Raw genomic sequence first — 20,299 nt, 5'->3', positions numbered from 1 at the left:
AGTCTTCATTGGGATAGGCTAAAGGCTGGATTGCCTCAAGCCCCGCGCGAGAAAAACCGAGGGGTAAACCACCGGAATCATGTTCGGCAGCACGCTCGGATAATTGAACGCCTGCAAAGCCCATCTCGGCCACCTCTCCGATGGCCGCCACCAACGGACGGCGCTATCGCATCAATGATCTCTCCTGTTCGAGGCAGGGGAATAGGCGGGTAGACCAGCTCAGGCCGCTATGCGCAGCTCCATGCAGGTCAGATCCAGCCAGCGGCCGAATTTGGTGCCGACTTCCGAAAACCGACCGACGATGCGGAAGCCGAGCTTTTCATGCAGGCGGATGGAGGTGGTGTTGCCGGCCTCGATGGCAGCGATCATGACGTGGACATTGCCGCTGGCGGCACGGGCGACGAGCTCGCGCAACAAGCCTTCGCCGATGCCGAGGCCGCGGTGATCCTTGTCGACATAGACGGAGTTTTCGACCGTATGGCGGTAGCCGTCGAAGGCGCGCCAATCGCCGTAGGAGGCATAGCCGGCGACCTTGCCATCCTTTTCCGCAACAACGACCGGAAAGCCCTTCGCCTTGCGCGCTTTGAGCCATTCTGTCCGGTTGTCGACGTCAACCAGCGTATCGTTCCAGATCGCTGTCGTGTGCAAGACCGCGTCATTGTAGATCTCACAAATCGCAGGCAGATCAGCCTCGGTGGCATCGCGAAGCAGCACGGCTTGATCCATAGTCACATTGTCCAGTTGTTTTAAGGTACAGATGCGGCATACTCCGCGATACTAGTGAAGTAAATCTGCGATTCCTGCATGGCTCGCAATGAAACCGTAACGAGTCTAAGTTATTTTCTAATCATTTTCAGAATCACTATGGAATTTCTGCTGAAAAATGCGCTATTCATAGCTGGTTTGCAGATCCCGCCTCCCGGAAACCGCAATGCTCGCGCGCCTGACCGCCCTCCTGCTCTTTTCCGCCGCGCCGGCGCTGGCCACCGACTGGTGGTCGTACGACAACGCGCGGTTCGGCTATACGATCGAACTGCCGCCGGAATTCCGTCTTTCGGCCCGTTCGGACAATGGCGACGGACTGACCTTGACGCCGACCGATCAGTCGGCGCGGCTGCTTGTTTTCGGCACCAATATCCTCGATGGCGACTTCTCGACGGAAGCGAATACCCGCGTCGCACTCGCCAGGAACGAGGGCTGGCAGATCTCCTATTCGAAATCCACCTCGCGCGGCATCAGCTTCTCGGGCACGAGGCAAGGCCGCATCGTCTATGTGCGCGGCGTCGCCCTCTGCAATGGCGCCGCCGCCTTCTTCCAGATGGACTATCCCAAGACGGACATGCAGCGTTTTGACGCCGTCGTTATGCGTCTGGTGCGCAGCCTGCAACCGACGAGGAAATGTACGAGGACGACCCAGATCGTCAAAAGTTTTCCGGTGACAGGCTGAAACAGGTCAGCACCGCCGAATAATGCACGGCGGCAGCGGCAAGTACGAAGCCGTGCCAGATGGCGTTCTGAAAACGCAACTTCTCCCAGACGTGGAAAATCACGCCAAGCGAATAGATGACGCCACCGATCACGATCAGCAGCATCGACGCAAATGGTATATGCAGAGAAACGGGCCTCGCCACCACCACGCCGCTCCAGCCCATGGCAAGATAAAGCAGGATAGCCAGCCGGTCATACCGCCCGGGGAAAACGCATTTCAGCACGATGCCGAACCCGGCGAAAACCCAGATGGCAATCAGCATCGCAAACAGCAACGGATCCTCGGCGCCGCGCTCCAGGAACGGCGTATAGGTGGCGGCTATCAAAACGAAAATGGCCGAGTGATCGAAACGTCGCAGGACCCACTTCGTCTGCGACACCGGCCATACATTGTAGGCGAAGGACATCGCCAGCGTCAGAACAAGGCCGACGCCATAGATCCAGGCTGCGGCAATCTCGCCATCGGAGCTCCATACCGTCGCATAGAAAATCAACACGGTCGCGCCGATCAAAGCCAAGACCACGCCGATGCCGTTGACGATGCTGTCAACGATCACTTCATATCGATCATAGGCCCAACGGATCCCTTCGGGCATGCATGCGTGTTCCCATTGGTCGCGCTCACGTTGATCGTCGCACCTCGGGGAGATGGAGACAACCGGGTGGAACGGGCATATAGGTAAATCTTCGTAAATGGCGAGATGGCCGATCACGCAGCCGTCAACAAGCAGCGAACGCTCAATCCGCAATTTCTGATCTTCTGTGAACAATCAGAATTTGCCATATCTAAGCCAAGTACGGCGGGCCAGACAATCCTGAAGAGGCACATCAACCGACGAAAGCTCTCAGGCCCTGCCATTGGCGGCGCTCTCGCCGCCGCGCCGCTGCCCTCTCACAGAATATTGAGGTTGGAACACTCGCATGACCGAAACCGCCCCCTCCTATGCACTGACCCGCCCCGCCTATGTCGGCCATTCGCACCTTGTCGTCACCGACCTTGCGCTGGTGTCACGCTTCTATCAAGGCATGCTGGGCCTGAAGGTCATTGAAAAGACAGCCAACGGTGAGGTGCTGGGCGTTGCCGGTCAGCCGCTTTTGACTCTTACGGCCGATCGCGCGGCCAAACGAGCGCCGCAAACGGCCGCTGGCCTGTTCCATACCGCCTTTCTGCTGCCCGATCGCATCGAGCTTGCTCGTTGGCTGCGCCACGCGGCACATAACGGCGTCGCCCTCGAAGGCGCATCCGACCATATCGTCAGCGAGGCGATCTATCTTTCCGATCCCGAGGGAAACGGCATCGAGATCTATGCAGACCGGCCGCACGAGCAATGGAAATTCCACAGCGACGGGACCGTCGAAATGGCGACGCTGCGCCTCGATTTGCAGAAGCTTTACGAAAGCGCGCCGCAGGATCGTTGGGACGGCATGGCCGAGGGTACGGCGATCGGTCATATCCATTTGCAGGTCGGCGACGTCGCGGAGGCGAATGCCTTCTATCGCGACGTGCTGGGAATGCAGGTGATGGCGGCGCGCTATCCCGGTGCGACCTTCCTCGCAACTGGCGGCTATCACCATCATCTCGGGGCCAATACCTGGAACAGCCGCGGCGCCGGCGTCCGGTCCGAAGATATGACCGGCCTTTCCGACTACACTTTGCGTTTTAACGACAAGGACGCGCTCGACAAGGCAGTCGCCGCGCTCGATGTCCATCAGATCAAGACGGAAAAGCGCGACGGCGGCATTTCGCTGCGTGACCCCTGGGGCATCGGGCTGAATTTGATCGCCTGAGCGCCCATCCATAGGCCCGCTGAAAGGCCCGTTCCGGAACCAGGACGGGCCTTTCGCGTTTGCATATCGAGGCAATGGGTTCGGGCCACGGAATCGGGGATGGATATCGCCAACGGCATACGCAAACAGGCGCGCAGACTGGCGGCGGCGAGCGAAAGCCGTTCCAGCGCCTGGGTGGATGCATTAAGGGCAGACACCGAGCGGTTGGACAATGGCTCATCCGCAAAACGCGTCGAGAAGGACGGGCTCGATATCGCCTCGGGCTGGGCGATCATCGGCATCTTTCTGGTATTGGCGCTCGCCGGCGTCTACATGATGTCGATCATCCTCATTCCCGTGACGCTGGCCGTCGTCGTCGGCATGATCCTGGGGCTGGCTGCAGAAAGACTGAGCAAGCTCGGCGTGCCGCGCATCCTCAACGCCGTTCTGTTGTCGTCGGCGGTAGCGCTGGTCATCTTCCTGATTATCAACTCACTCGCAGGCCCGTTGGCGACGCTCGCCCAGGAGGGGCCTGACGTTTTCCAACGCACAGTAGATCGGCTGATGCCTTATCTCGAACGGATCAAATGGTTGCACATTACGCCTCAAACCTTCGAAAGCGGGCCAATATCGATGAATGTGCTGCTCGAAAACAGCGCCAACGTCCTGCATATCCTCGCCAACAGCCTCACGCCTGCCATCGTCCAGGGCCTGCTCTTTTTTGCGGCGCTGCTGCTGTTCCTCGCAGGCCGCATCAGCCTGCGCAAGACGATCATCATGACCTTCACCACCAGGACATCACGGCTGACGGCGATCCGCATCATCAATGGGGTGGAGCAGGTGCTCGGGTTCTACTTTGCGACGGCCGCGCTGATTTATGCAGGCCTCGGCGTCATCATGACGGTTATCGCCTATGTCGGCGGCATGAGCGCGCCGATTCTCTGGGGCATCTTTGCTTTCCTCTCCAGCTTCGTTCCGTTCGTCGGCATTACGACGATAACGACCGCGCTGGCGATCGCCGGCATCATTACCCATGACGATATCATCTTCGGTCTTGCCCCCGCTGTCGCCTTCTTCTCCGTTCATCTCACCGTGGAAAATCTGGTTTTTCCATCGGTTATGGGCCGGCAATGGGAACTCAATCCCTTCATCGTCTTCCTTGCCATCATTTTCTGGACCTGGATGTGGGGCGCGGTCGGCGCGATGCTTGCCCTGCCGCTGTCGCTGATCGTCATGACCGTGGTCAACGAGTTGTTCCTGGACGAAAAGGTGCAGCCGCAACTGCCGGAGTGAGGCGTCAGCGATCCGCGGCCAACCGCCTCAGTTGGTCGTGTCGTCGTCCCCCTGCTCGGGGATATCCTGCAGGCGAACGAACTGCACGCCCTTGGCCTTCAGCGCCAGGATACTCGCGGCGACACCCTCGCCTGCGGCATGGGTCGGCTGGTTGATGTGCGAGATGATGACGTCGCCATCCCTAGCGGAGGCGTATTGTTTTTCCACCATCTTGGCCGGCAGCAGCGAGCCGCTGTCGCCGTTGACGGAATAGCCGGCGATGCGATAGCCCATGCCACGAATCTGAGCGATGGCCGAAAGGCTATATTTTGCTGTCGCGCCCCGGAACCAATGCGGCTGAGGAATGCCGGCGGCAATCATGGCATCGGCGCCGCCTTTGACCTCCTGCGCGACCGCCTGCGGCGAGCCGGCGGCCGGAATGCCATAGACCATAGTTGGAATGTCGACCGCCGGGATGTGGTTCTGACCGTGATCCTCAAGTTCGAAAATGTCGGGATGAGCGAGGAAGACGGCAAGCGTTTCGGGGTTGCTGCGCAGCCAGCGGGCAGTAACGAAGATCGTCGCCGGGATACGATGATCGACCAATGTGCTGAGAATGCGCGGATCGGTCTTGCCCATGCAGGCATCGAAGGTCAAAGCGATGCGCGGCGCACCTTTTCCCGCGCGATTGACGTGCAGATGCGGTTCGACCAGCTTTACGTTCGAAGCCGTTGCCTTTGGCGGAAGCTGCGGCCAGACGACCGGCTTCACCGCCGGCTCGGCGGCAAAAGCGGCTGGAACGGCGGCGAGCAGGAATGCGGACGTCAGCAAAAAACGGTTCATCAGGCAGCCACCGGTCGGATCGGATGAAATGAAGTCTGTCGGAAAAGGTCCATGATTGCCACAGGCTCCTTGCCACTGCGCCCGCCATCGTCCGGCAAGGCGACGGAAATATGGCGGCCTGCCTATAACATCGCCTGAGCTTATCACAAATGCGCCAGTGGTCGTTCCGTCGCGGTCGCCGCTACGATGCACTATCGTTTATGATACGATTGATCCGATACCTGCCTATCACTATCTGCGTATTTTCCTGTGCTCCCAAAGGGAAACATCCATGAGCCGTGATCCCTACGATATTCTGGGCGTAAAGCGGGACGCCCCCCAAAAAGACATTCAGAGCGCCTATCGCAAGCTTGCGAAAAAGCTGCATCCCGATCTGAACCCCGGCGACAAACAAGCCGAGGATAAATTCAAGGAAATTTCCGCGGCCTACGGTATCCTGGGCGACGAGGAAAAGCGCGCACGCTTCGACCGCGGCGAGATCGACAACACCGGTGCAGAGCAACCGCCACGCAGCTATTATCGCGACTACGCGACGAGCGAGGGCCAGCGCGGCCCTTACCGCAACACGGGCGGTTTCGCTGATTTCGGCGATGCCGACGATATACTTTCCAGCTTCTTTTCACGTCGCAGCCGAGGCCAATCCGGAATGCAGGGTCAGGATCGCCACTATTCCATGGAGGTCGACTTTCTCGACGCCATCAACGGCGCGAAAAAGCAGATCAGCCTACCGCACGGACCGGCGCTCGACGTGCAGATACCGCCGGGCACCCGCGACGGGCAGACGCTGCGCCTGCGTGGCAAGGGCGATCCGGGGTTTGGTGGCGGCGCATCCGGGGATGCGCTGATCGAGGTGCATGTGCGCCCGCACCGCTTCTTCGTTCGCGATGGCAACGATATCCGACTTGAAGTGCCGATTTCGCTTGCGGAGGCGGTGCTCGGCGGCAAAATCCGCGTGCCCACACCTTCCGGTCCGGTCACGGTTACCCTTCAACCGAACTCCAACACCGGCAAGGTTTTGCGGCTGAAGGGCAAAGGTGTGCCGGTGCATGGCAAGGACAGCGGCGATGCCTATGTCTCGTTGAAGATCGTCTTGCCGGATGCGCCGGACGCAGAGCTTACGGCCTTCGTTTCCGAATGGCAGGCCGGCAAGACGTATGATCCCAGAAAGACCATGGGAGGCTGAGCCATGAACGAGAGCGAATTTCGTTTGCGCCTCGAGATCGACAACGCGGTGCTGGAGGTCTGGATTGAACAGGGCTGGCTCGCTCCCGAAACAACCGGTGAAGGCCGGAGTTTCCGCGAAGCCGATTTGGCGCGCGGGCAGCTGATCCTGGACCTGATCAACGCGATGGGCGTCAACGAGCCCGGCGTCGATCTGGTCATGGATCTGGTGGATCAGCTTCATGGGCTGAGAGGGACGCTGCGCGACCTGACGGACGCCGTCTGTCACCAAAGTCTCGATGTGCAAGAGCATGTTCTCTCCGAGCTCTACCGGCTGGAACGGCAAAGACGGCGCTGAAGGCATCAATCGTAGAGATAGTATTTCGGCCAGCTATCGCGCGGCACCTTCTCGCCGATTTCGTAGCTCAGATCGCGCACGTCAATATGCTGCGGGCCTGTCGTGCACTTATAGGAGAGATGATACCAGTCTCCCTTGCTGCGAAAGACCGCGCCGGGAGCATTCATCGAATCCGGGGACATATCAGGGTCGCTGAACGTATAGGCGATAACCTTATCGGGATTGAACCCGGTATTCTCGGTGCGAATCCGTTTCATTGCCTCGGCATCGCAGGTCTGTTCCATCCGCTCGGAGGGATCGAGCTTTTCCAATTCCTTCTTCATGGTCGCATCCACGGCAAAAGCGGATGTCGCGATGGCTGTCAACGGGATGAGAATGGCGAAGAATTTCAGCATGAAGACCGATCCCTTGCTTGACTGCGGGCTGGGAAGCGTCCGTTCGACCAGAAAAGCGGTAAGGCCGCCTTATTATTATCGACGCAACATACGCGGACTTCGTTAAAGAATGTGGTCACATCAAGGCAAGTCAGCGTGGGCGAGCGCTTCTGACTCCATCAACTGGATCCCAGCTTATTGTCATTCGCTTGCTCGAGGCTTGAGCGGGTAATTGCTGCTTGAACAGCGCGCAAGCGCCCTCTATCTCTTCTTCACCTCGTATCCGACTTTGATCCCGGAGAAAGCCTGCTCGTGTCTGCATTCAAGAACCTTCCCACCCCGCCCGCCGCTGCAAAAAAATCAGTCACGGATACGCGCCACGGCATCAGCCGCAGCGACGATTACGCTTGGCTGCGCGCCGACAATTGGCAGGCGATGTTCAAGGACACATCGATCCTCGATCCCGAAATCCGCGCGCATCTAGAGGCTGAGAACACCTATATGAACGCGGCCATGGCGGATACGAAAGAGCTGCAGAAAGCGCTCTTTGCCGAAATGAAAGGCCGCATCAAGGAAGACGACAGCTCCGTACCGGTCAAGGACGGGCCCTATGCCTACGGCACGCTCTATGTCACCGGCGGCGAGCAGCCGCACTACTTCCGCGAGGCGCGCAATGGCGGCGAGCGCAAGCTCCTTCTCAATGGCGACAAGGAAAACGAGGGAAAATCCTATTTCCGCCTCTCCGGCATCGATCATTCCACGGATCATAGCCATGGCATCTGGGGCTATGATGACAAGGGCTCGGAATATTTCACGCTGAAGGTCCGCAATCTGGAAACCGGCGAAGACCTCGCCGACGTGATCGAGAATACCGGCGGCGGCGGCGTCTGGGCACCTGACGGCAAGAGTTTCTTCTATACGCTGCAGGACGAGAACCATCGTCCTTCGAAAATCTTCCATCACATCGTCGGCACACCGCAATCGGAAGACCGACTGGTCTATGAAGAGGAGGATTCCGGTTTCTTCATGGGTGTCGGCGGCTCATTGCTCGACGACTACATTTTCATCGACATCCATGATCACGAGACCAGCGAGTATCGCATCATTCCGACCTCGGATCTCTTGGCCGAGCCGAAGCTGGTGGCCGCGCGCGACACCGGCATCGAGTATGAAATGGCGGAAGGCGGCGATGTCTTCTACATCCTCACCAATGATGGCGATGCCAAGGATTTCAAGATCATGGAAACGCCGGTCGACAAACCGGCCAAAGAAAACTGGCGCGATGTCGTGGCCCACAAGCCCGGTACCTTGATCCTCAATCACATGGCCTATGCCCGTCATCTCATCTGGCTGGAACGCAAGGACGGCCTGCCGCGGATCATCGTCCGCGATCGCCGCAGCGGCGAAGAACATGCCATCGCCTTCGATGAGGAAGCCTATTCACTTGGTTTGCAAGGCGCGGCCGAATACGACACCGACGTCATTCGCTTCTCCTATTCCTCCATGACGACGCCGAGCCAGCTCTATGATTACAACATGGTGACGCGCGAGCGCACCTTGCTGAAGACGCAGGAGGTTCCGTCAGGCCACAATCCGGACGACTATGTCACCCGCCGCGTCTTCGCTCCCGCCTGGGACGGCGAACAGGTGCCGGTGACCCTGCTCTATCGCAAGGATACGCCGCTCGACGGTTCCGCGCCTTGCCTGCTCTACGGCTATGGCGCCTACGGCATCACCATTCCCGCCGGCTTCAACACCAATTGCCTGTCGCTCGCCGACCGTGGCTTCATCTATGCCATTGCTCATATCCGCGGCGGCAAGGATAAGGGCTTTGCCTGGTATGAAGACGGCAAGATGGACAAGAAGACCAATACCTTCAAGGACTTCATCGCCGCAGCCGATTATCTGAATCAGGAGAAGTTCACCTCCTACGCGAAGATCATCGCCGAGGGCGGCTCGGCTGGCGGCATGCTGATGGGTGCCGTCGCCAACATGGCGCCGGAGAAATTCGCCGGCATCATCGCCGCCGTACCCTTCGTCGATGTGCTCAACACCATGCTCGACGACACGCTGCCGCTGACGCCGCCGGAATGGCCGGAATGGGGCAATCCGATCGACAGCAAGGAAGAGTACGAGCAGATCGCCGCCTACAGCCCTTATGACAACGTCGGCGAGAAGCCTTACCCGCCAATTCTGGCGCTCGGCGGCCTTACCGATCCGCGCGTCACCTATTGGGAACCGGCGAAGTGGGTTGCCAAGCTGCGTGACAAAACCACGGGCGATGCGCCGATCCTTCTGAAAACCAACATGGATGCCGGCCATGGCGGCGCATCGGGTCGCTTCCAGCGCCTGGAAGAAATCGCCTTCGAATATGGCTTCGCCATCAAGGTCGCTGGGAAGATCTAGCAAAACCGCGGGAGGAGGAGCTGATGTCGGTCTATGTCGCTTTGCTGCGTGCCGTCAATGTCGGCGGCACCGGCGCGTTGCCGATGGCGGAGCTGAAAGCGCTTTGCGAGGAGATCGGCTTTACCGACGTGAAGACCTATATCCAAAGCGGCAACGTACTCTTCCGTTCGGACAGGGACGAGGCGACCGTGCAGAAGGACCTGGAAGGGGCGCTAGCGCATAAAATGGGCAAATCGCCGGGCGTGCTCCTGCGCAGCCGCCGGGAGCTGCAGGCCATCGCGGACAGTTCGCCCTTCCCGCACGCCAAACCGAACTATCTGCTCGTCAACTTCCTTCCAGAACCCGCACCTGCCGATGTTCTGGAAAAGCTGCTGGCACCTGGCGGCGAAGAAGTGCATGTCGCGAACAAAGAAATCTACGTCCACTACCCCGATGGCTCCGGACGCTCGAAACTGAAGCTGCCGGCGCTGAAGGCGGGGACATCGCGGAATCTCAATACGGTGAGGAAGTTGGCGGAGATGGCGCGGGAGATGGAGGCGGATTAACGATCCGATAAAAGCGTTTCATAGTCTCGGCTGCCGGAAAAGATATTGGTGATCCAGACCGTGCTGCCTTCGACCATGTAGAGAATAACGATGCTCCTCTCGAAGACGGCTAAGCGAATACCAAGCCCCAAGTCATCTCGAGCAACCCCACCAAACGGAGCATCGCCGATTTTCTCGCAGCGCCTGTAGATGCGATCGAGATATCCTTCACTCGTCTTGATATTTTGGCTTCGCTCGAACACATAAGCGGCGATGTCGAGGAGGTTTTCAACGGCTTCTGGACGGTATTCGACCGCAAATCGCTCCATGGCTTAGCGACGCTTGTCAAAAAACGCATCGAGACGCTGCTTGACTTCGTGTCCGCTTAAATTCGGCCTCGGATCATCCAAAGATGCCTTGACCTTCTGCCGGATTGCCGCGATCCGTTCCTGGTATTCCTCTTCCTCCCGCAGCCATACGCGGACAGCAGCACGTAGAACCTCACTCGTGGAAGCGTAAGCTCCGGCGTCGACGCGGCTCTTGATGGCCGCGACCATTTCACTAGGAAGCGAGATGCTCAGTTTCTCGTTCATGGCGAACTCCTCGTGCAAGATATAAAGGTGGGATAAAGTAGGATCATTTCCTACTTCAGGCAAGCGTCTTGCACCGCGTCCTCACCAGCCCTACCTTAGGTGCATGAGCTCTTCTCCGCATGACAATTCGGTGCTTCAGGCACCGCCGGCCCTGTTCGACAACAGTTATGCACGCCTGCCGCCGCAATTTTTCGCGGAGCAGGCGCCGACGCCGGTCGCGGCGCCACAGTTGATCAAGTTCAACGCAGCACTGGCCCGTGAACTCGGGCTCGATGCGGAGGCGCTGGAACGGGATGGAGCGGCGATCTTCTCGGGCAATAAGCTGCTGCCGGGTTCCGAGCCCATCGCGATGGCCTATGCCGGTCACCAGTTCGGCGGCTTCGTGCCGCAGCTCGGGGATGGACGGGCGATCCTGCTCGGCGAAATCATCGACCGCAGCGGCAAGCGTCGCGATATTCAGCTCAAGGGCGCCGGACAAACACGGTTTTCACGGCGCGGCGATGGCCGGGCGGCTCTCGGGCCGGTCCTGCGCGAATACATCGTCAGTGAAGCCATGCACGCCCTCGGCATTCCGACAACGCGGGCACTGGCGGCGGTTAGTACCGGCGAACCCGTTTATCGTGAGAGAGTGCTGCCTGGCGCGGTCTTCACCCGCGTCGCAGCAAGCCATATCCGTGTCGGCACATTCCAGTTCTTCGCGGCCCGCGGCGATACAGACAGTGTGCGCATCCTCGCCGACTATGTCATCGACCGGCATTATCCTGAAATCAAGGACCGACAAAACCGCTATCTTACCCTGTTGGAGGCCGTATCCGATCGACAGGCCGCCTTGATCGCCCGCTGGCTGCATGTCGGCTTCATCCATGGCGTGATGAATACCGACAATATGACCATTTCCGGCGAGACGATCGACTACGGTCCCTGCGCCTTCATGGACCACTATAATGCGGCAACCGTCTTTTCTTCGATCGATCAGCAGGGCCGTTACGCCTATGCCAACCAGCCCGGCATCGGCCAATGGAATATCGCCCGGCTCGGTGAAACGCTGCTGCCGTTGATCGATCCGTCGGAGGACGTGGCCGTCGACCTGGCAAATGCGGTGCTCAAGGCCTATGGCGAGCGTTTCCAAACGCCTTGGCTTGCCGGCATGCGCGCCAAGATCGGCCTTGTAGCCGAGGAAGACGGCGATCTCGATCTGATCCAGGCGCTGCTGGCGCTGATGCAGCAGCAGGAGGCGGATTTCACCTTGGCGTTCCGGCGGCTTGCAGCGCTTGCCGAGAGCGAAGCCAATGAAACGGCTTTTGCAGCTTCCTTCAAGGATCCGGAATCGACCAAGCCGTGGCTCGCACGCTGGCGCGAGCGGCTGAGCCGCGATCCGCAAGCACCGGCCGAACGAGCGCAGGCGATGCGAAGCGTGAACCCGGCATTCATCCCACGCAACCACCGAATCGAACAGGCGATCGAAGCTGCGATCGAGGATGGGGATTTTTCACTGTTCGAGGCGCTACTGACGGTGCTCGCAAAGCCCTATGAGGACCAACCCGCCTTCGCGCCCTATGCCGAACCGCCGCAGCCGGCGGAACGAGTGCTGCAAACATTCTGCGGAACGTAAGAGAGCCTTACTACACAAGCCCTGGACATGTTTACCGAGTCATCGTCGCGCCAACCCATAGGGAGACATGACGATGAAAGTTCATCATAGCACCCAGAGCCTTTTCAGCAGCCCGACAAAGAGCCAACAGAATACGGATTCTGACGACAGCACCCCGTTCATGCTGCCCGACGACAGCGATCAGCAGCAGACACGGGCGCCTTCGGTCACATTCAGCGGCCTCCCCTCCTCCTTATCCTCCGGCTTCTGGCTCAACCAGACCGGCGAGACGGCGCCGTCGACATCGGATGTCGACGCCGATCAGAGCTACGGCACGGCTCCCAGCATCAACGGTTCGGATTCGTCGAGCGATTCGTCCAGTCAGGATATCGTGGACGAGTTCACCAAGCTGGCCCACATGACGCCAGCGGAAAAGATCCGCGCTCAATACCTGGAGCAGCACAACTTGACGGAGGAGTCCTTCCGCAAGTTGCCTGTCGACCAGCAGAAGGCGATTAACGATGAGATCGCCAAACTAGTGAAGCAGCAGCTCGGCATCGACAGTCAAGCCGGCGACAGTGATGAAACGGATAGTGCCGCCGCTGCCTTAACCATCGCTTGAGCGTCCTCGAAATGACATGAAGGCGATACGATCCCGATTCACGTCGAAATCCTATCGCCTTGATTTTATGAGTCACATTCCAAGACGCTGTTATTTTATCCCCACCATGCCCGCAATGATCTTTCCGACTTCGGCGAAGACGGCTTCGATATCCTTTGCAGATGCGGTTGCTTCACCGACAAAGGCAGTGACGAGGATCGGGCCGCGGTCGGGAGGCCAGATGACAGCGACGTCCGCATAAGAGCCGTTCTGACCGGTACCGGTCTTGTCGCCAACCTTCCATTCGTTCGGCAAGCCGGCGCGCAGGCGGGCATTGCCAGTGGTGTTGTTGGCCAGCCAGTTCGTCAATTGATCGCGCGAGGTTTCGGAGAGCGTGTTGCCGAGCGTCAGAAGACCGATCGTATCCAGCATGGAATCCGGCGTCGTGGTGTCGCGAGGGTCGTCCTTGATTGCCTGATTGACGTCGGGCTCCTTGCGATCAAGCCGGGTTTCGGTGTCGCCGGTCGTACGCAGCCATGCGGTCAGCGCCGCCGGACCGCCGAAGCTGTCAAGCAGCAGATTGCCGGCAGTGTTGTCGCTCAACGTGATTGCCGCACCGCAGAGTTGGGCAATCGTCATGCCGTCGGTGCCGGCATGCTTTTCGGTCTCCGGCGAATAGGTGACGACAACATCCTTGCCATAGGTGACGCGGCGGTCGAGCTTTTCGACCCCCTGATCGACGCGGGCGAGAACGAAACCGACCGCAAGCGCCTTATAGGTGCTGCACAAGGCAAACCGCTCCGCTTCGCGGTACCCAAGCGAAATATTGGTCTCGGTATCCAGCACCGAAACACCGAGGCGACCGCCCGTCTTCTTTTCCAGATCCGCCAATTGCTTGTCAGCATCATCCGTGAGCTGAGAATTGTCGGGACCCTGCTCGTCTTCCATGTCCTGACTGTCGTCAGGTGCCGCGGAATTATTCTGGGTATCGGACGTGTCGGGCGCAGGAGCTGTTGCGTCCGGGCTCTTGTTGGCGCTGGCATTCTGCGCAAAGAGGGTTTCGGGGCCAAATGTCAGGGCGGGGAAAAGCAGCGCCGAGCCTGCCAAGAGGCGGCGGCGGGTAAGCGGTGTGGGCATATGAAAGCCTCCAGCGGAATCAGCCGGATTCTGAGCTAAGCGAGGAATATGGCAAGCCTCTGACGCACCCGGTTTCCATCAGATGTTACGCTGCTTTTTTGATCGTGACTTCAACGGTGACGTGCGACAGTTCGTGAATATCGGCCAGCCGCGCCTTGTAGAAGGCAGGATCGCGCGACTCTGGCGTTACCACTGCGACGATTGCCGCATGATGGCCGGGGCCGACCTGCCAGACATGCAGATCGGTGATGCGGTCGGCGTCCGTTTCGATGACCTCTCGGATTTCGTTCGGCAAGTCTTCACCCGGCGGGATGAAATCGAGCAGGGTTGCTCCCGAGGCACGCAGAAGGCTCAAAGACCATTGCAGGATCACCAGGCCGCCGACAATGCCCATCAGCGGATCGAGAAAAGTCCAGCCGAAGCGGCTGCCGAGCAGAAGCGCGACGATTGCCAGAACCGAGGTCATGGCATCGGCGATGACGTGCAGGTAGGCTGAGCGCAGATTGTTGTCCTTGCCGCCATGATCATGGTCATGATGATGGTCGTGCGCATGGTGATGATGATGATCATGTCCGTGCACGTGGGAATGCCCATGATGGTGGTGATCGTGATCGTCGCGCAGCAGCCAGGCGCTGACGAGATTGACGAGAAGGCCGACCACGGCGATGGCGATCGCTTCGTGAAAATTGATCGCCACCGGATTCTGCAATCGCAGCAAGCTTTCCCAGGCCATCAACAATGCGATCATAGCGAGGATGATAGCACTGGCGAAGCCGGCGAGATCGCCGAGCTTACCGGTGCCGAAGGTGAAGCGCGCGTTGTGAGCATGGCGACGGGCATAAAGATAGGCCAACGCAGAAATCAGCAAAGCGCTGGCATGCGTCGACATGTGCCAGCCATCGGCAACCAGCGCCATCGAGCCGTACAGCGTACCGGCGCCGATTTCGATCACCATCATCACCGTCGTCAGCGCGATGACCAGCCAGACGCGACGTTCGTTGCGGCGATGATCGGAGCCCAGGAATACGTGGCTGTGCGTCAACGCATCCGAAGAAGTACTCATGACATCAGTCTCCCGTTGGATTTCCCAAAGCCTCTGATCAGCGCAGATAGGTCTTCAGCACATCGGATATTTCATCGACCGCCTGGCGGCGAGCCTGCTCGCTTTCGGCTTGGAGCACATGCTCCTGCAGGTGATCTTCCAGTATCTCGCCGGTCAGCCCGGTCAGGGCGCCGCGGATGGAAGCGAGAAGCTGCAAGATTTCCCCACAGGGCCGCTCAGCTTCCAACGCCCTCTCCACCGCCTCCATCTGCCCCTTGAGGCGACGGATGCGGGAAAGAAGCTTGGCTTGCTCTCGGACGGTATGGGACATGTCGGCCTCATTTTATAATATAGGGGGGTATAGTATTATTTCCGCTAAAAGAAAACCCGCCCTCAGCGATGAACGGGTGCGATAGACTGACGCGTGCCCATGGTGACCCTGTCGGATCTGGCCCGTGGGAGGTAAGCATCGACTCTCCCCATTGACAAATCCGCCATTCCAGACCATCTATGCGCCCATGATCACGCACGCGCTCCATAATCGCTCGTATTTTTGGCTGTACCTGTAAGGGGCGGCCGGGACAGATCATATTGTCAACAAGCCGCCGTCAGGCGGCTTTGTTGTATCGGCAGCGTCCTGACGGCATATTCGAAAAAGGACGCAGAACCTCATGCTGGACGATAGCGAAATCTCACTTCTCCGCCCGCCTGTCATCACCATCCGCAATGCGCATCCGCGCGATTTGCCGGAGTTGAACGATATGATCCGGCTGCTCGCCGCTCATCATGGCGATCCCTCGGCCGCGACCCCGGAACAGCTTGAACGCGATCTCTTCGGCCCGGTACCGTGGATCACGGCGCTGGTGGCGGAAGGTGAGAGCGGGCTGATCGGCTACGCCATCCTCGTACCGCTCTACCGGGCACAGGAAGGTCAACGCGGCATGGACCTGCATCATCTCTTCGTGCGCGACGGCCATCGCGGCCATGGCATCGGCCAGCATCTTGTCGACCGCGCTCGCGACATCGCCCGCAAGGCCGGCTGCGGCTATCTCTCCGTCAGCGCCGCGACTGGCAATGTCCAGGCGCATCGCTTCTACGAACAAATGGATTTCAAGCCGCGCCCGGTCACCGGCATGCGCTATCTGCAGGCGCTTGCATGAGAACGGCTCGCCGGGATCGCCGTTGACCTTCCTATCGTCAGCGATCGATGGCGATCCCGCGACCGGCGAAAAACCGGTCAAATGTTGCCAGCGGCATTTCCACGTTTTCGCGCGTCGCAGCCTCGTGACCGGAAGGATTGTGGAAACGGATCATGTCTGAGTTAGCCGCGGTCACCAGGACAAGATGTCCGCCCTTCGACGGCGGCTCTGTATCCGGCCAACGGATCGAATGATGAACGGACGCGATGAAGAATTCGCATTGCTGGAGAATATCGCCGATATCTCCGACCGAAATCCCGGTGACGACCTTGGCGTTCAGACCGAACCGGTCTTTGACGAAGGGAACGAAGGGCGCATAGATCAGCCCCTTGATCTTGCCATCCGGCTCTTCGACATAGCCGCCATAGTCCTTGCATGCCAATGCGAGATCCACGGTCGGCACGATTTTGCCCGTACGCGCGGCAAGAACCATTTTCAGGCAGGCCATACCGCAGAGATTGCCGGCCCAACGGGCATAGTCCTCGACATCCCCCGCTCCCGAGCCTGCCCAAAGCGGGTCTTTCAGCAACGCTTTCTGCGCCCCTTCCGCCAGCACGGCCAGCGTCATATCGGGCGTCTCCCACTGGCTGAAATAAGGAATCCCGCGCTCTGCCATTCCGTCCATGATCGCCCACTCCCCGTCCCTGCAACCGAAATTGGTTGCGCTGTAAAGTTCAATCGGAATGCGCTAGAAATATGGCCTCTCATACTGGACCACAGGCGGGATTGACCTTGGAACAGCGATTCACTTTTGATGGAGTGGCGGCCCTCTATGGCGAAGCTCGCCCGACCTATCCCGAGCTGATCTTTGATAACATCGCCGCGTTTGCCGGTTTGGGCGGGAGAGATACGATCCTTGAGATCGGCTGCGGTACGGGACAAGCAACACAGGGCTTTGCACTTCGCGGTTTTTCCGTCCTTGCGCTTGAACCCGGCAAGGAACTGATCGGCATCGCGCGAAAAAATCTCTCTGAATTCCCCAATATACGTTTCGCGGAAACCACCTTTGAGGCGTGGCCAGGCAAGCCTGAAACGTTCAAGCTTGTAATGGCGGCCCAATCCTTTCACTGGGTTGCACCGGACGTCCGGTTTGCCAAGACTGCCGAACAGCTCGCGCCGGGTGGCACGCTCGCCGTCTTTGGAAATGTACCCATGCCGCCGTCATCCCCGCTCGCCGCGGAATTCGCCCGTCTCTATTCACAATATGCGCCATCGCTCTCCAGTCCGCCGGTGGAAGCATGGTACCTGCCGGACGGGGCCTTCGCGGAACTGCTCGGCGAGTCCGAATATTTCGAACCAGCAACGCACCGATGCTATCCCTGGAGCCAGATGCATAGTGCTGACAGCTACACCGACCTGCTGCGCACGCTATCAAGCCATCGGCTTCTAGCGGACGAACAAAGGGAAACTCTGCTTGCTGCGATTGCGGAGGTTATCGTCATGCATGGCGGAGAGTTCGAGCTTCGCTATGAAACTCACCTCTACATGGCAAAGCGGCGGCGAGAGAAGTAGCCAGCCGCCCGCTTCTCACCGCGCCGGCACCGCCTTCAGGTAGGCCGCGATCGCATCACAGTCCGAGGCCGGCAGGCGCGCTATGTTCTGCTGGACTTCGGTCATCGAGCCGCCGACGGAATCGAAATCGGGGGTGAAGCCGGTCTCCAGGTAGTTGGCGATGTCGCCAGCACTCCAGCTACCCATTGACTTCGAGCCGGGGGTGATGTCGGGGATGCGGCCCTTGCCTTCCGGGTTCGGAGCGCCGGCCAGCCACTGGTCCCTGACGAAGCCGCCGAGCCCGTCGCGCGGGGTGTGGCACTCGCCGCAATGGCCGGGACCTTCCACCAGATACTGGCCGCGCTTGATCTTGTCGTCGGCATTGGCGATGACCACGCGCGGCTGATCGTTGAAATAGAGGAATTTCCAGCCGCCGACTGTCAGTCTGATATCGAAGGGGAACGGCAGTTCATGCGGTGGTGCGACGTTGCTGCTCTTCGGTAAAGTCTTCAGGAAACCCCAGAGGTCGTTGATGTCCTTGTCACTCATGCGTGTATAGGAGCCGTAGGGAAACGCCGGATAGAGGTGCTCGCCGTCCTTGCCGACGCCGCGTTTCATCGCATTGCCGAACTCCGCAAGCGTCCAACCGCCAAGGCCGGCCTTTTCATCCGGCGAGATATTGGGGACATGGAAGGTGCCAAAGGGACTGTTCAGCGCCAGGCCACCTGACAGGACCAGCTTGGCGTCTCCCTTGGCGCCCGGCGCGGCATGACAGCTCGTGCAGCCGCCGGCCCAGAACACCTGTTCACCGTTCTTGATATCGGGCTCGCCCAAATTCGCCCAATGGCTGGCCGGCAAAGGTGATGGCGCAGTGACGACATAGAAGGTGCCCAAGCCGAAGATGACGAGACCGATAAGACAGAGAAGCCACCGGACAAATCGCGCAACCATGCCTCGCACTCCCGTATTCAGCGTGCATCGAGAAATACTAAAGCTCGTCGCGATCTTTCAGATTCGCTCCCATGCTTTAGCTCCTTGTTTTTGCATGTCGTTTTCGCAAAACCGTCGCACACTTTTGCGCGACATGCATTAAAATCCGCACCGGCGGCAAGGCCGATGCGGATGCTTGATTCGATTTTCCGACGATGCCGCCGACCGCTTAGTCCTTCTTGACGCGGTAGGCCTGATGACAAGCGCCGCAATCGCTGCCCAAAGTCTTCAACGTGGCGCCTACGCCAGCCGGATCGGCCGGGAGCTGCGCAAGCGCGACCTCGGCGTTGTCGGAAAGCTTAGCAGCCTTGGCCTTGAAGTCATCGAAGTTATCCCAGATCTTTGGATTGACCTCGGCATCGGTCTTGTCGCTGTTCGGACCAAAATGCTCCGGGAAAGCCTTGGCGTTCTCGGCGATCGTCTGCAGTGCTGCCTTGACGACCTCGGCGTCATAGGGCTTGGTGCCCTTGGCAATGGCGCCGAGAGCGCCCGCAGCACCGCCGACCTTCTTCATTACGGCTATACGGGAATCATGTGTGCCATCGGCGGCAATAACGGAACCAAAGGCGACGCCGGCCAAAACCGTCGCAGCCAAAATCGCTTTCCATTTCATATATCTCTCTCCTACGTGATCAGGACCGCAAATGCGGCCGGCGCGTTGTCACGGCCCACATGTTTGCCGGTTTCCACGCCGGCAATGAAGTCACAAAATGGTGAGAGCTGAGCAAAATCAGCGTCATATTCGAGATATGTACCGGATTTTGCGCCGAGAATCACGCCACCTTCCATCCTTCCCAGACGGTAAAGACCGAAACCGCGAACAGCAGCAACCCGGCGACCCGGCCGGCAAAAGCAGTCGCCGTGGGATTGGCGACCAGCAGATCGCGACTGCGGCCGGCGGTGACCGCAAGCCCGCCATAGACGGCAAATTGCGTCGCGATAGTCATGAGGCCCATAATGGTTGCCTGTATCCAGATCGGGCCGTAATCCGGCTTCAGAAACTGCGGATAGACAGCGAACATGAAGAGGTAGGCCTTGGGATTCATCAGGCAGGTAACCGCCCCCTGACGGAAGGCCCGCCAGGCGGAACGGCTGCCAGCCGGTCCGTCGTGGCCGACGGTGATCGAGCTGCGCATCAGTGTAATGCCGATGAAGGCCATGTAGGCGGCGCCGGCAAGGAGCAGCGGATTGAAGAGGATCGGTACGAAATGCATCAGTAGACCGACGCCAAGCGCGCCGTTCAGCGAATGCACCGCGCCGCCGAGCATGATGCCGCCGGTGGCGGCCAATCCCCTGTTGCGGCCACCGGTGAGCGCATTGGCGAGCACGAAGAGCATATCCATGCCCGGCACGATGATGATGCCGAAGAGAAGGAGAAAGAAGAGCCAGAGGTTTTCGCTGTATTCCATGTCAGTTGCCTATCGTTGCCTGCGAAAGCGTCGCAGATGAATCTGTTGATTTT

Annotated in this window: 25 protein-coding genes; 11 read left to right on the top strand and 14 right to left on the bottom strand. The window is 59.2% G+C overall.

Annotated elements, in window-relative coordinates:
* Nucleotides 1–219 precede the first annotated feature (219 nt).
* Nucleotides 220–726, bottom strand: a complete 507-nt coding sequence (locus tag QA646_RS03150; RefSeq protein WP_283057550.1) for a GNAT family N-acetyltransferase — start codon at nt 724–726, stop codon at nt 220–222.
* Nucleotides 727–931: 205 nt separating this feature from the next.
* On the opposite strand from QA646_RS03150, the gene QA646_RS03145 reads away from it, so the two are divergent.
* Nucleotides 932–1,447 (top strand): hypothetical protein, encoded by a 516-nt coding sequence (locus QA646_RS03145; RefSeq protein ID WP_283057549.1) that lies wholly within the window; start codon nt 932–934, stop codon nt 1,445–1,447.
* Here QA646_RS03145 and QA646_RS03140 read toward each other — a convergent pair.
* The gene (locus QA646_RS03140; RefSeq protein WP_283057548.1) at nt 1,422–2,084 is read right to left on the bottom strand and encodes a hemolysin III family protein; all 663 of its coding nucleotides are present in this window, start codon (nt 2,082–2,084) and stop codon (nt 1,422–1,424) included. The genes QA646_RS03145 and QA646_RS03140 overlap by 26 nt on opposite strands.
* 325 nt (nt 2,085–2,409) lie before the next feature.
* Between QA646_RS03140 and QA646_RS03135 the strand changes: the two genes are divergently transcribed.
* Together QA646_RS03135 and QA646_RS03130 are read left to right on the top strand one after the other, a co-directional pair.
* A complete protein-coding gene (locus QA646_RS03135) occupies nt 2,410–3,276 on the top strand; it encodes a VOC family protein (RefSeq protein ID WP_283057546.1) in 867 nt (288 codons plus the stop codon).
* Nucleotides 3,277–3,375: 99 nt separating this feature from the next.
* Entirely contained in the window at nt 3,376–4,548 is a 1,173-nt protein-coding gene (locus tag QA646_RS03130) for an AI-2E family transporter (RefSeq protein ID WP_283057545.1), read from the top strand.
* Nucleotides 4,549–4,575: 27 nt separating this feature from the next.
* Here the strand turns inward: QA646_RS03130 and QA646_RS03125 are convergent, their stop codons facing one another.
* Nucleotides 4,576–5,370 carry a polysaccharide deacetylase family protein gene (locus QA646_RS03125; RefSeq protein ID WP_283057544.1) on the bottom strand — a complete coding sequence of 265 codons (795 nt, stop codon included), beginning with the start codon at nt 5,368–5,370 and terminating at the stop codon, nt 4,576–4,578.
* 271 nt (nt 5,371–5,641) lie between these two features.
* Between QA646_RS03125 and QA646_RS03120 the strand changes: the two genes are divergently transcribed.
* Nucleotides 5,642–6,553, top strand: coding sequence for a DnaJ C-terminal domain-containing protein (locus QA646_RS03120; RefSeq protein ID WP_283057543.1), 912 nt, complete (start codon nt 5,642–5,644; stop codon nt 6,551–6,553).
* Nucleotides 6,554–6,556: 3 nt separating this feature from the next.
* Nucleotides 6,557–6,889 carry a chaperone modulator CbpM gene (locus tag QA646_RS03115; protein ID WP_283057542.1) on the top strand — a complete coding sequence of 111 codons (333 nt, stop codon included), beginning with the start codon at nt 6,557–6,559 and terminating at the stop codon, nt 6,887–6,889.
* Between the two features lie 5 nt (nt 6,890–6,894).
* Here QA646_RS03115 and QA646_RS03110 read toward each other — a convergent pair whose 3' ends face one another.
* A complete protein-coding gene (locus QA646_RS03110) occupies nt 6,895–7,284 on the bottom strand; it encodes a DUF930 domain-containing protein (RefSeq protein ID WP_283057540.1) in 390 nt (129 codons plus the stop codon).
* 291 nt (nt 7,285–7,575) lie between these two features.
* Between QA646_RS03110 and QA646_RS03105 the strand changes: the two genes are divergently transcribed.
* Together QA646_RS03105 and QA646_RS03100 are read left to right on the top strand one after the other, a co-directional pair.
* Complete coding sequence (locus tag QA646_RS03105; protein WP_283057539.1) at nt 7,576–9,669, top strand: S9 family peptidase; 2,094 nt, start codon at nt 7,576–7,578, stop codon at nt 9,667–9,669.
* A gap of 23 nt (nt 9,670–9,692) precedes the next feature.
* Entirely contained in the window at nt 9,693–10,214 is a 522-nt protein-coding gene (locus QA646_RS03100; RefSeq protein ID WP_283057538.1) for a DUF1697 domain-containing protein, read from the top strand.
* On the opposite strand, the gene QA646_RS03095 is transcribed toward QA646_RS03100, so the two are convergent.
* Nucleotides 10,211–10,522 (bottom strand): type II toxin-antitoxin system RelE/ParE family toxin, encoded by a 312-nt coding sequence (locus tag QA646_RS03095; RefSeq protein ID WP_283057537.1) that lies wholly within the window; start codon nt 10,520–10,522, stop codon nt 10,211–10,213. The genes QA646_RS03100 and QA646_RS03095 overlap by 4 nt on opposite strands.
* Before the next feature lie 3 nt (nt 10,523–10,525).
* Nucleotides 10,526–10,786 carry a type II toxin-antitoxin system ParD family antitoxin gene (locus QA646_RS03090; RefSeq protein ID WP_283057535.1) on the bottom strand — a complete coding sequence of 87 codons (261 nt, stop codon included), beginning with the start codon at nt 10,784–10,786 and terminating at the stop codon, nt 10,526–10,528.
* Nucleotides 10,787–10,889: 103 nt separating this feature from the next.
* On the opposite strand from QA646_RS03090, the gene QA646_RS03085 reads away from it, so the two are divergent.
* Together QA646_RS03085 and QA646_RS03080 are read left to right on the top strand one after the other, a co-directional pair.
* Nucleotides 10,890–12,398 carry a protein adenylyltransferase SelO gene (locus tag QA646_RS03085; RefSeq protein ID WP_283057530.1) on the top strand — a complete coding sequence of 503 codons (1,509 nt, stop codon included), beginning with the start codon at nt 10,890–10,892 and terminating at the stop codon, nt 12,396–12,398.
* A 73-nt stretch (nt 12,399–12,471) separates the two neighbouring features.
* Complete coding sequence (locus tag QA646_RS03080) at nt 12,472–12,999, top strand: hypothetical protein (protein ID WP_283057528.1); 528 nt, start codon at nt 12,472–12,474, stop codon at nt 12,997–12,999.
* Nucleotides 13,000–13,089: 90 nt separating this feature from the next.
* On the opposite strand, the gene bla is transcribed toward QA646_RS03080, so the two are convergent.
* The 3 genes from bla to dmeR form a co-directional block, all read right to left on the bottom strand.
* Entirely contained in the window at nt 13,090–14,115 is a 1,026-nt protein-coding gene (gene bla, locus QA646_RS03075) for a class A beta-lactamase (RefSeq protein ID WP_283057527.1), read from the bottom strand.
* Nucleotides 14,116–14,200: 85 nt separating this feature from the next.
* Complete coding sequence (gene dmeF / locus QA646_RS03070; protein WP_283057526.1) at nt 14,201–15,178, bottom strand: CDF family Co(II)/Ni(II) efflux transporter DmeF; 978 nt, start codon at nt 15,176–15,178, stop codon at nt 14,201–14,203.
* 37 nt (nt 15,179–15,215) lie between these two features.
* A complete protein-coding gene (gene dmeR / locus QA646_RS03065) occupies nt 15,216–15,488 on the bottom strand; it encodes a Ni(II)/Co(II)-sensing transcriptional repressor DmeR (protein WP_283057525.1) in 273 nt (90 codons plus the stop codon).
* Nucleotides 15,489–15,828: 340 nt separating this feature from the next.
* On the opposite strand from dmeR, the gene QA646_RS03060 reads away from it, so the two are divergent.
* Nucleotides 15,829–16,317: a GNAT family N-acetyltransferase gene (locus QA646_RS03060; protein WP_283057522.1), complete on the top strand. Its 489-nt coding sequence runs from the start codon at nt 15,829–15,831 to the stop codon at nt 16,315–16,317.
* A 37-nt stretch (nt 16,318–16,354) separates the two neighbouring features.
* On the opposite strand, the gene QA646_RS03055 is transcribed toward QA646_RS03060, so the two are convergent.
* On the bottom strand, nt 16,355–16,972 hold the full coding sequence (locus QA646_RS03055; RefSeq protein ID WP_283058955.1) for a C39 family peptidase: 618 nt from the start codon (nt 16,970–16,972) through the stop codon (nt 16,355–16,357).
* Between the two features lie 116 nt (nt 16,973–17,088).
* Between QA646_RS03055 and QA646_RS03050 the strand changes: the two genes are divergently transcribed.
* A complete protein-coding gene (locus tag QA646_RS03050) occupies nt 17,089–17,868 on the top strand; it encodes a class I SAM-dependent methyltransferase (RefSeq protein ID WP_283057521.1) in 780 nt (259 codons plus the stop codon).
* Nucleotides 17,869–17,883: 15 nt separating this feature from the next.
* Here the strand turns inward: QA646_RS03050 and QA646_RS03045 are convergent, their stop codons facing one another.
* The 4 genes from QA646_RS03045 to QA646_RS03030 form a co-directional block, all read right to left on the bottom strand.
* Nucleotides 17,884–18,798, bottom strand: a complete 915-nt coding sequence (locus tag QA646_RS03045; RefSeq protein ID WP_283057519.1) for a cytochrome c — start codon at nt 18,796–18,798, stop codon at nt 17,884–17,886.
* A gap of 208 nt (nt 18,799–19,006) precedes the next feature.
* Nucleotides 19,007–19,450 carry a cytochrome c gene (locus QA646_RS03040; protein ID WP_283057517.1) on the bottom strand — a complete coding sequence of 148 codons (444 nt, stop codon included), beginning with the start codon at nt 19,448–19,450 and terminating at the stop codon, nt 19,007–19,009.
* An 11-nt stretch (nt 19,451–19,461) separates the two neighbouring features.
* Entirely contained in the window at nt 19,462–19,614 is a 153-nt protein-coding gene (locus QA646_RS03035; protein WP_283057515.1) for a hypothetical protein, read from the bottom strand.
* The gene (locus QA646_RS03030) at nt 19,611–20,246 is read right to left on the bottom strand and encodes a LysE family translocator (RefSeq protein ID WP_283057514.1); all 636 of its coding nucleotides are present in this window, start codon (nt 20,244–20,246) and stop codon (nt 19,611–19,613) included. The genes QA646_RS03035 and QA646_RS03030 overlap by 4 nt, the downstream gene beginning before the upstream one ends.
* Nucleotides 20,247–20,299 lie beyond the last annotated feature (53 nt).

It is taken from the genome of Rhizobium sp. CB3090 (assembly GCF_029714285.1).
Classification (GTDB): Bacteria; Pseudomonadota; Alphaproteobacteria; order Rhizobiales; family Rhizobiaceae; genus Rhizobium.
This window is presented reverse-complemented; position numbering and strand designations above follow the sequence as displayed.

What these genes read in the sequence shown, in the direction of transcription:
- QA646_RS03120 (WP_283057543.1), top strand. Translation starts at nt 5,642, where the DNA reads ATGAGCCGTGATCCCTACGATATTCTGGGCGTAAAGCGGGACGCCCCC.
- dmeF (WP_283057526.1), bottom strand. Translation starts at nt 15,178, where the DNA reads ATGAGTACTTCTTCGGATGCGTTGACGCACAGCCACGTATTCCTGGGC.
- QA646_RS03085 (WP_283057530.1), top strand. Translation starts at nt 10,890, where the DNA reads ATGAGCTCTTCTCCGCATGACAATTCGGTGCTTCAGGCACCGCCGGCC.
- QA646_RS03145 (WP_283057549.1), top strand. Translation starts at nt 932, where the DNA reads ATGCTCGCGCGCCTGACCGCCCTCCTGCTCTTTTCCGCCGCGCCGGCG.
- QA646_RS03140 (WP_283057548.1), bottom strand. Translation starts at nt 2,084, where the DNA reads ATGCCCGAAGGGATCCGTTGGGCCTATGATCGATATGAAGTGATCGTT.
- bla (WP_283057527.1), bottom strand. Translation starts at nt 14,115, where the DNA reads ATGCCCACACCGCTTACCCGCCGCCGCCTCTTGGCAGGCTCGGCGCTG.
- QA646_RS03045 (WP_283057519.1), bottom strand. Translation starts at nt 18,798, where the DNA reads ATGGTTGCGCGATTTGTCCGGTGGCTTCTCTGTCTTATCGGTCTCGTC.
- QA646_RS03110 (WP_283057540.1), bottom strand. Translation starts at nt 7,284, where the DNA reads ATGCTGAAATTCTTCGCCATTCTCATCCCGTTGACAGCCATCGCGACA.
- QA646_RS03090 (WP_283057535.1), bottom strand. Translation starts at nt 10,786, where the DNA reads ATGAACGAGAAACTGAGCATCTCGCTTCCTAGTGAAATGGTCGCGGCC.
- QA646_RS03055 (WP_283058955.1), bottom strand. Translation starts at nt 16,972, where the DNA reads ATGGCAGAGCGCGGGATTCCTTATTTCAGCCAGTGGGAGACGCCCGAT.
- QA646_RS03125 (WP_283057544.1), bottom strand. Translation starts at nt 5,370, where the DNA reads ATGAACCGTTTTTTGCTGACGTCCGCATTCCTGCTCGCCGCCGTTCCA.
- QA646_RS03115 (WP_283057542.1), top strand. Translation starts at nt 6,557, where the DNA reads ATGAACGAGAGCGAATTTCGTTTGCGCCTCGAGATCGACAACGCGGTG.
- QA646_RS03095 (WP_283057537.1), bottom strand. Translation starts at nt 10,522, where the DNA reads ATGGAGCGATTTGCGGTCGAATACCGTCCAGAAGCCGTTGAAAACCTC.
- QA646_RS03135 (WP_283057546.1), top strand. Translation starts at nt 2,410, where the DNA reads ATGACCGAAACCGCCCCCTCCTATGCACTGACCCGCCCCGCCTATGTC.
- QA646_RS03130 (WP_283057545.1), top strand. Translation starts at nt 3,376, where the DNA reads ATGGATATCGCCAACGGCATACGCAAACAGGCGCGCAGACTGGCGGCG.
- QA646_RS03150 (WP_283057550.1), bottom strand. Translation starts at nt 726, where the DNA reads ATGGATCAAGCCGTGCTGCTTCGCGATGCCACCGAGGCTGATCTGCCT.
- QA646_RS03100 (WP_283057538.1), top strand. Translation starts at nt 9,693, where the DNA reads ATGTCGGTCTATGTCGCTTTGCTGCGTGCCGTCAATGTCGGCGGCACC.
- QA646_RS03040 (WP_283057517.1), bottom strand. Translation starts at nt 19,450, where the DNA reads ATGAAATGGAAAGCGATTTTGGCTGCGACGGTTTTGGCCGGCGTCGCC.
- QA646_RS03030 (WP_283057514.1), bottom strand. Translation starts at nt 20,246, where the DNA reads ATGGAATACAGCGAAAACCTCTGGCTCTTCTTTCTCCTTCTCTTCGGC.
- QA646_RS03060 (WP_283057522.1), top strand. Translation starts at nt 15,829, where the DNA reads ATGCTGGACGATAGCGAAATCTCACTTCTCCGCCCGCCTGTCATCACC.
- dmeR (WP_283057525.1), bottom strand. Translation starts at nt 15,488, where the DNA reads ATGTCCCATACCGTCCGAGAGCAAGCCAAGCTTCTTTCCCGCATCCGT.
- QA646_RS03080 (WP_283057528.1), top strand. Translation starts at nt 12,472, where the DNA reads ATGAAAGTTCATCATAGCACCCAGAGCCTTTTCAGCAGCCCGACAAAG.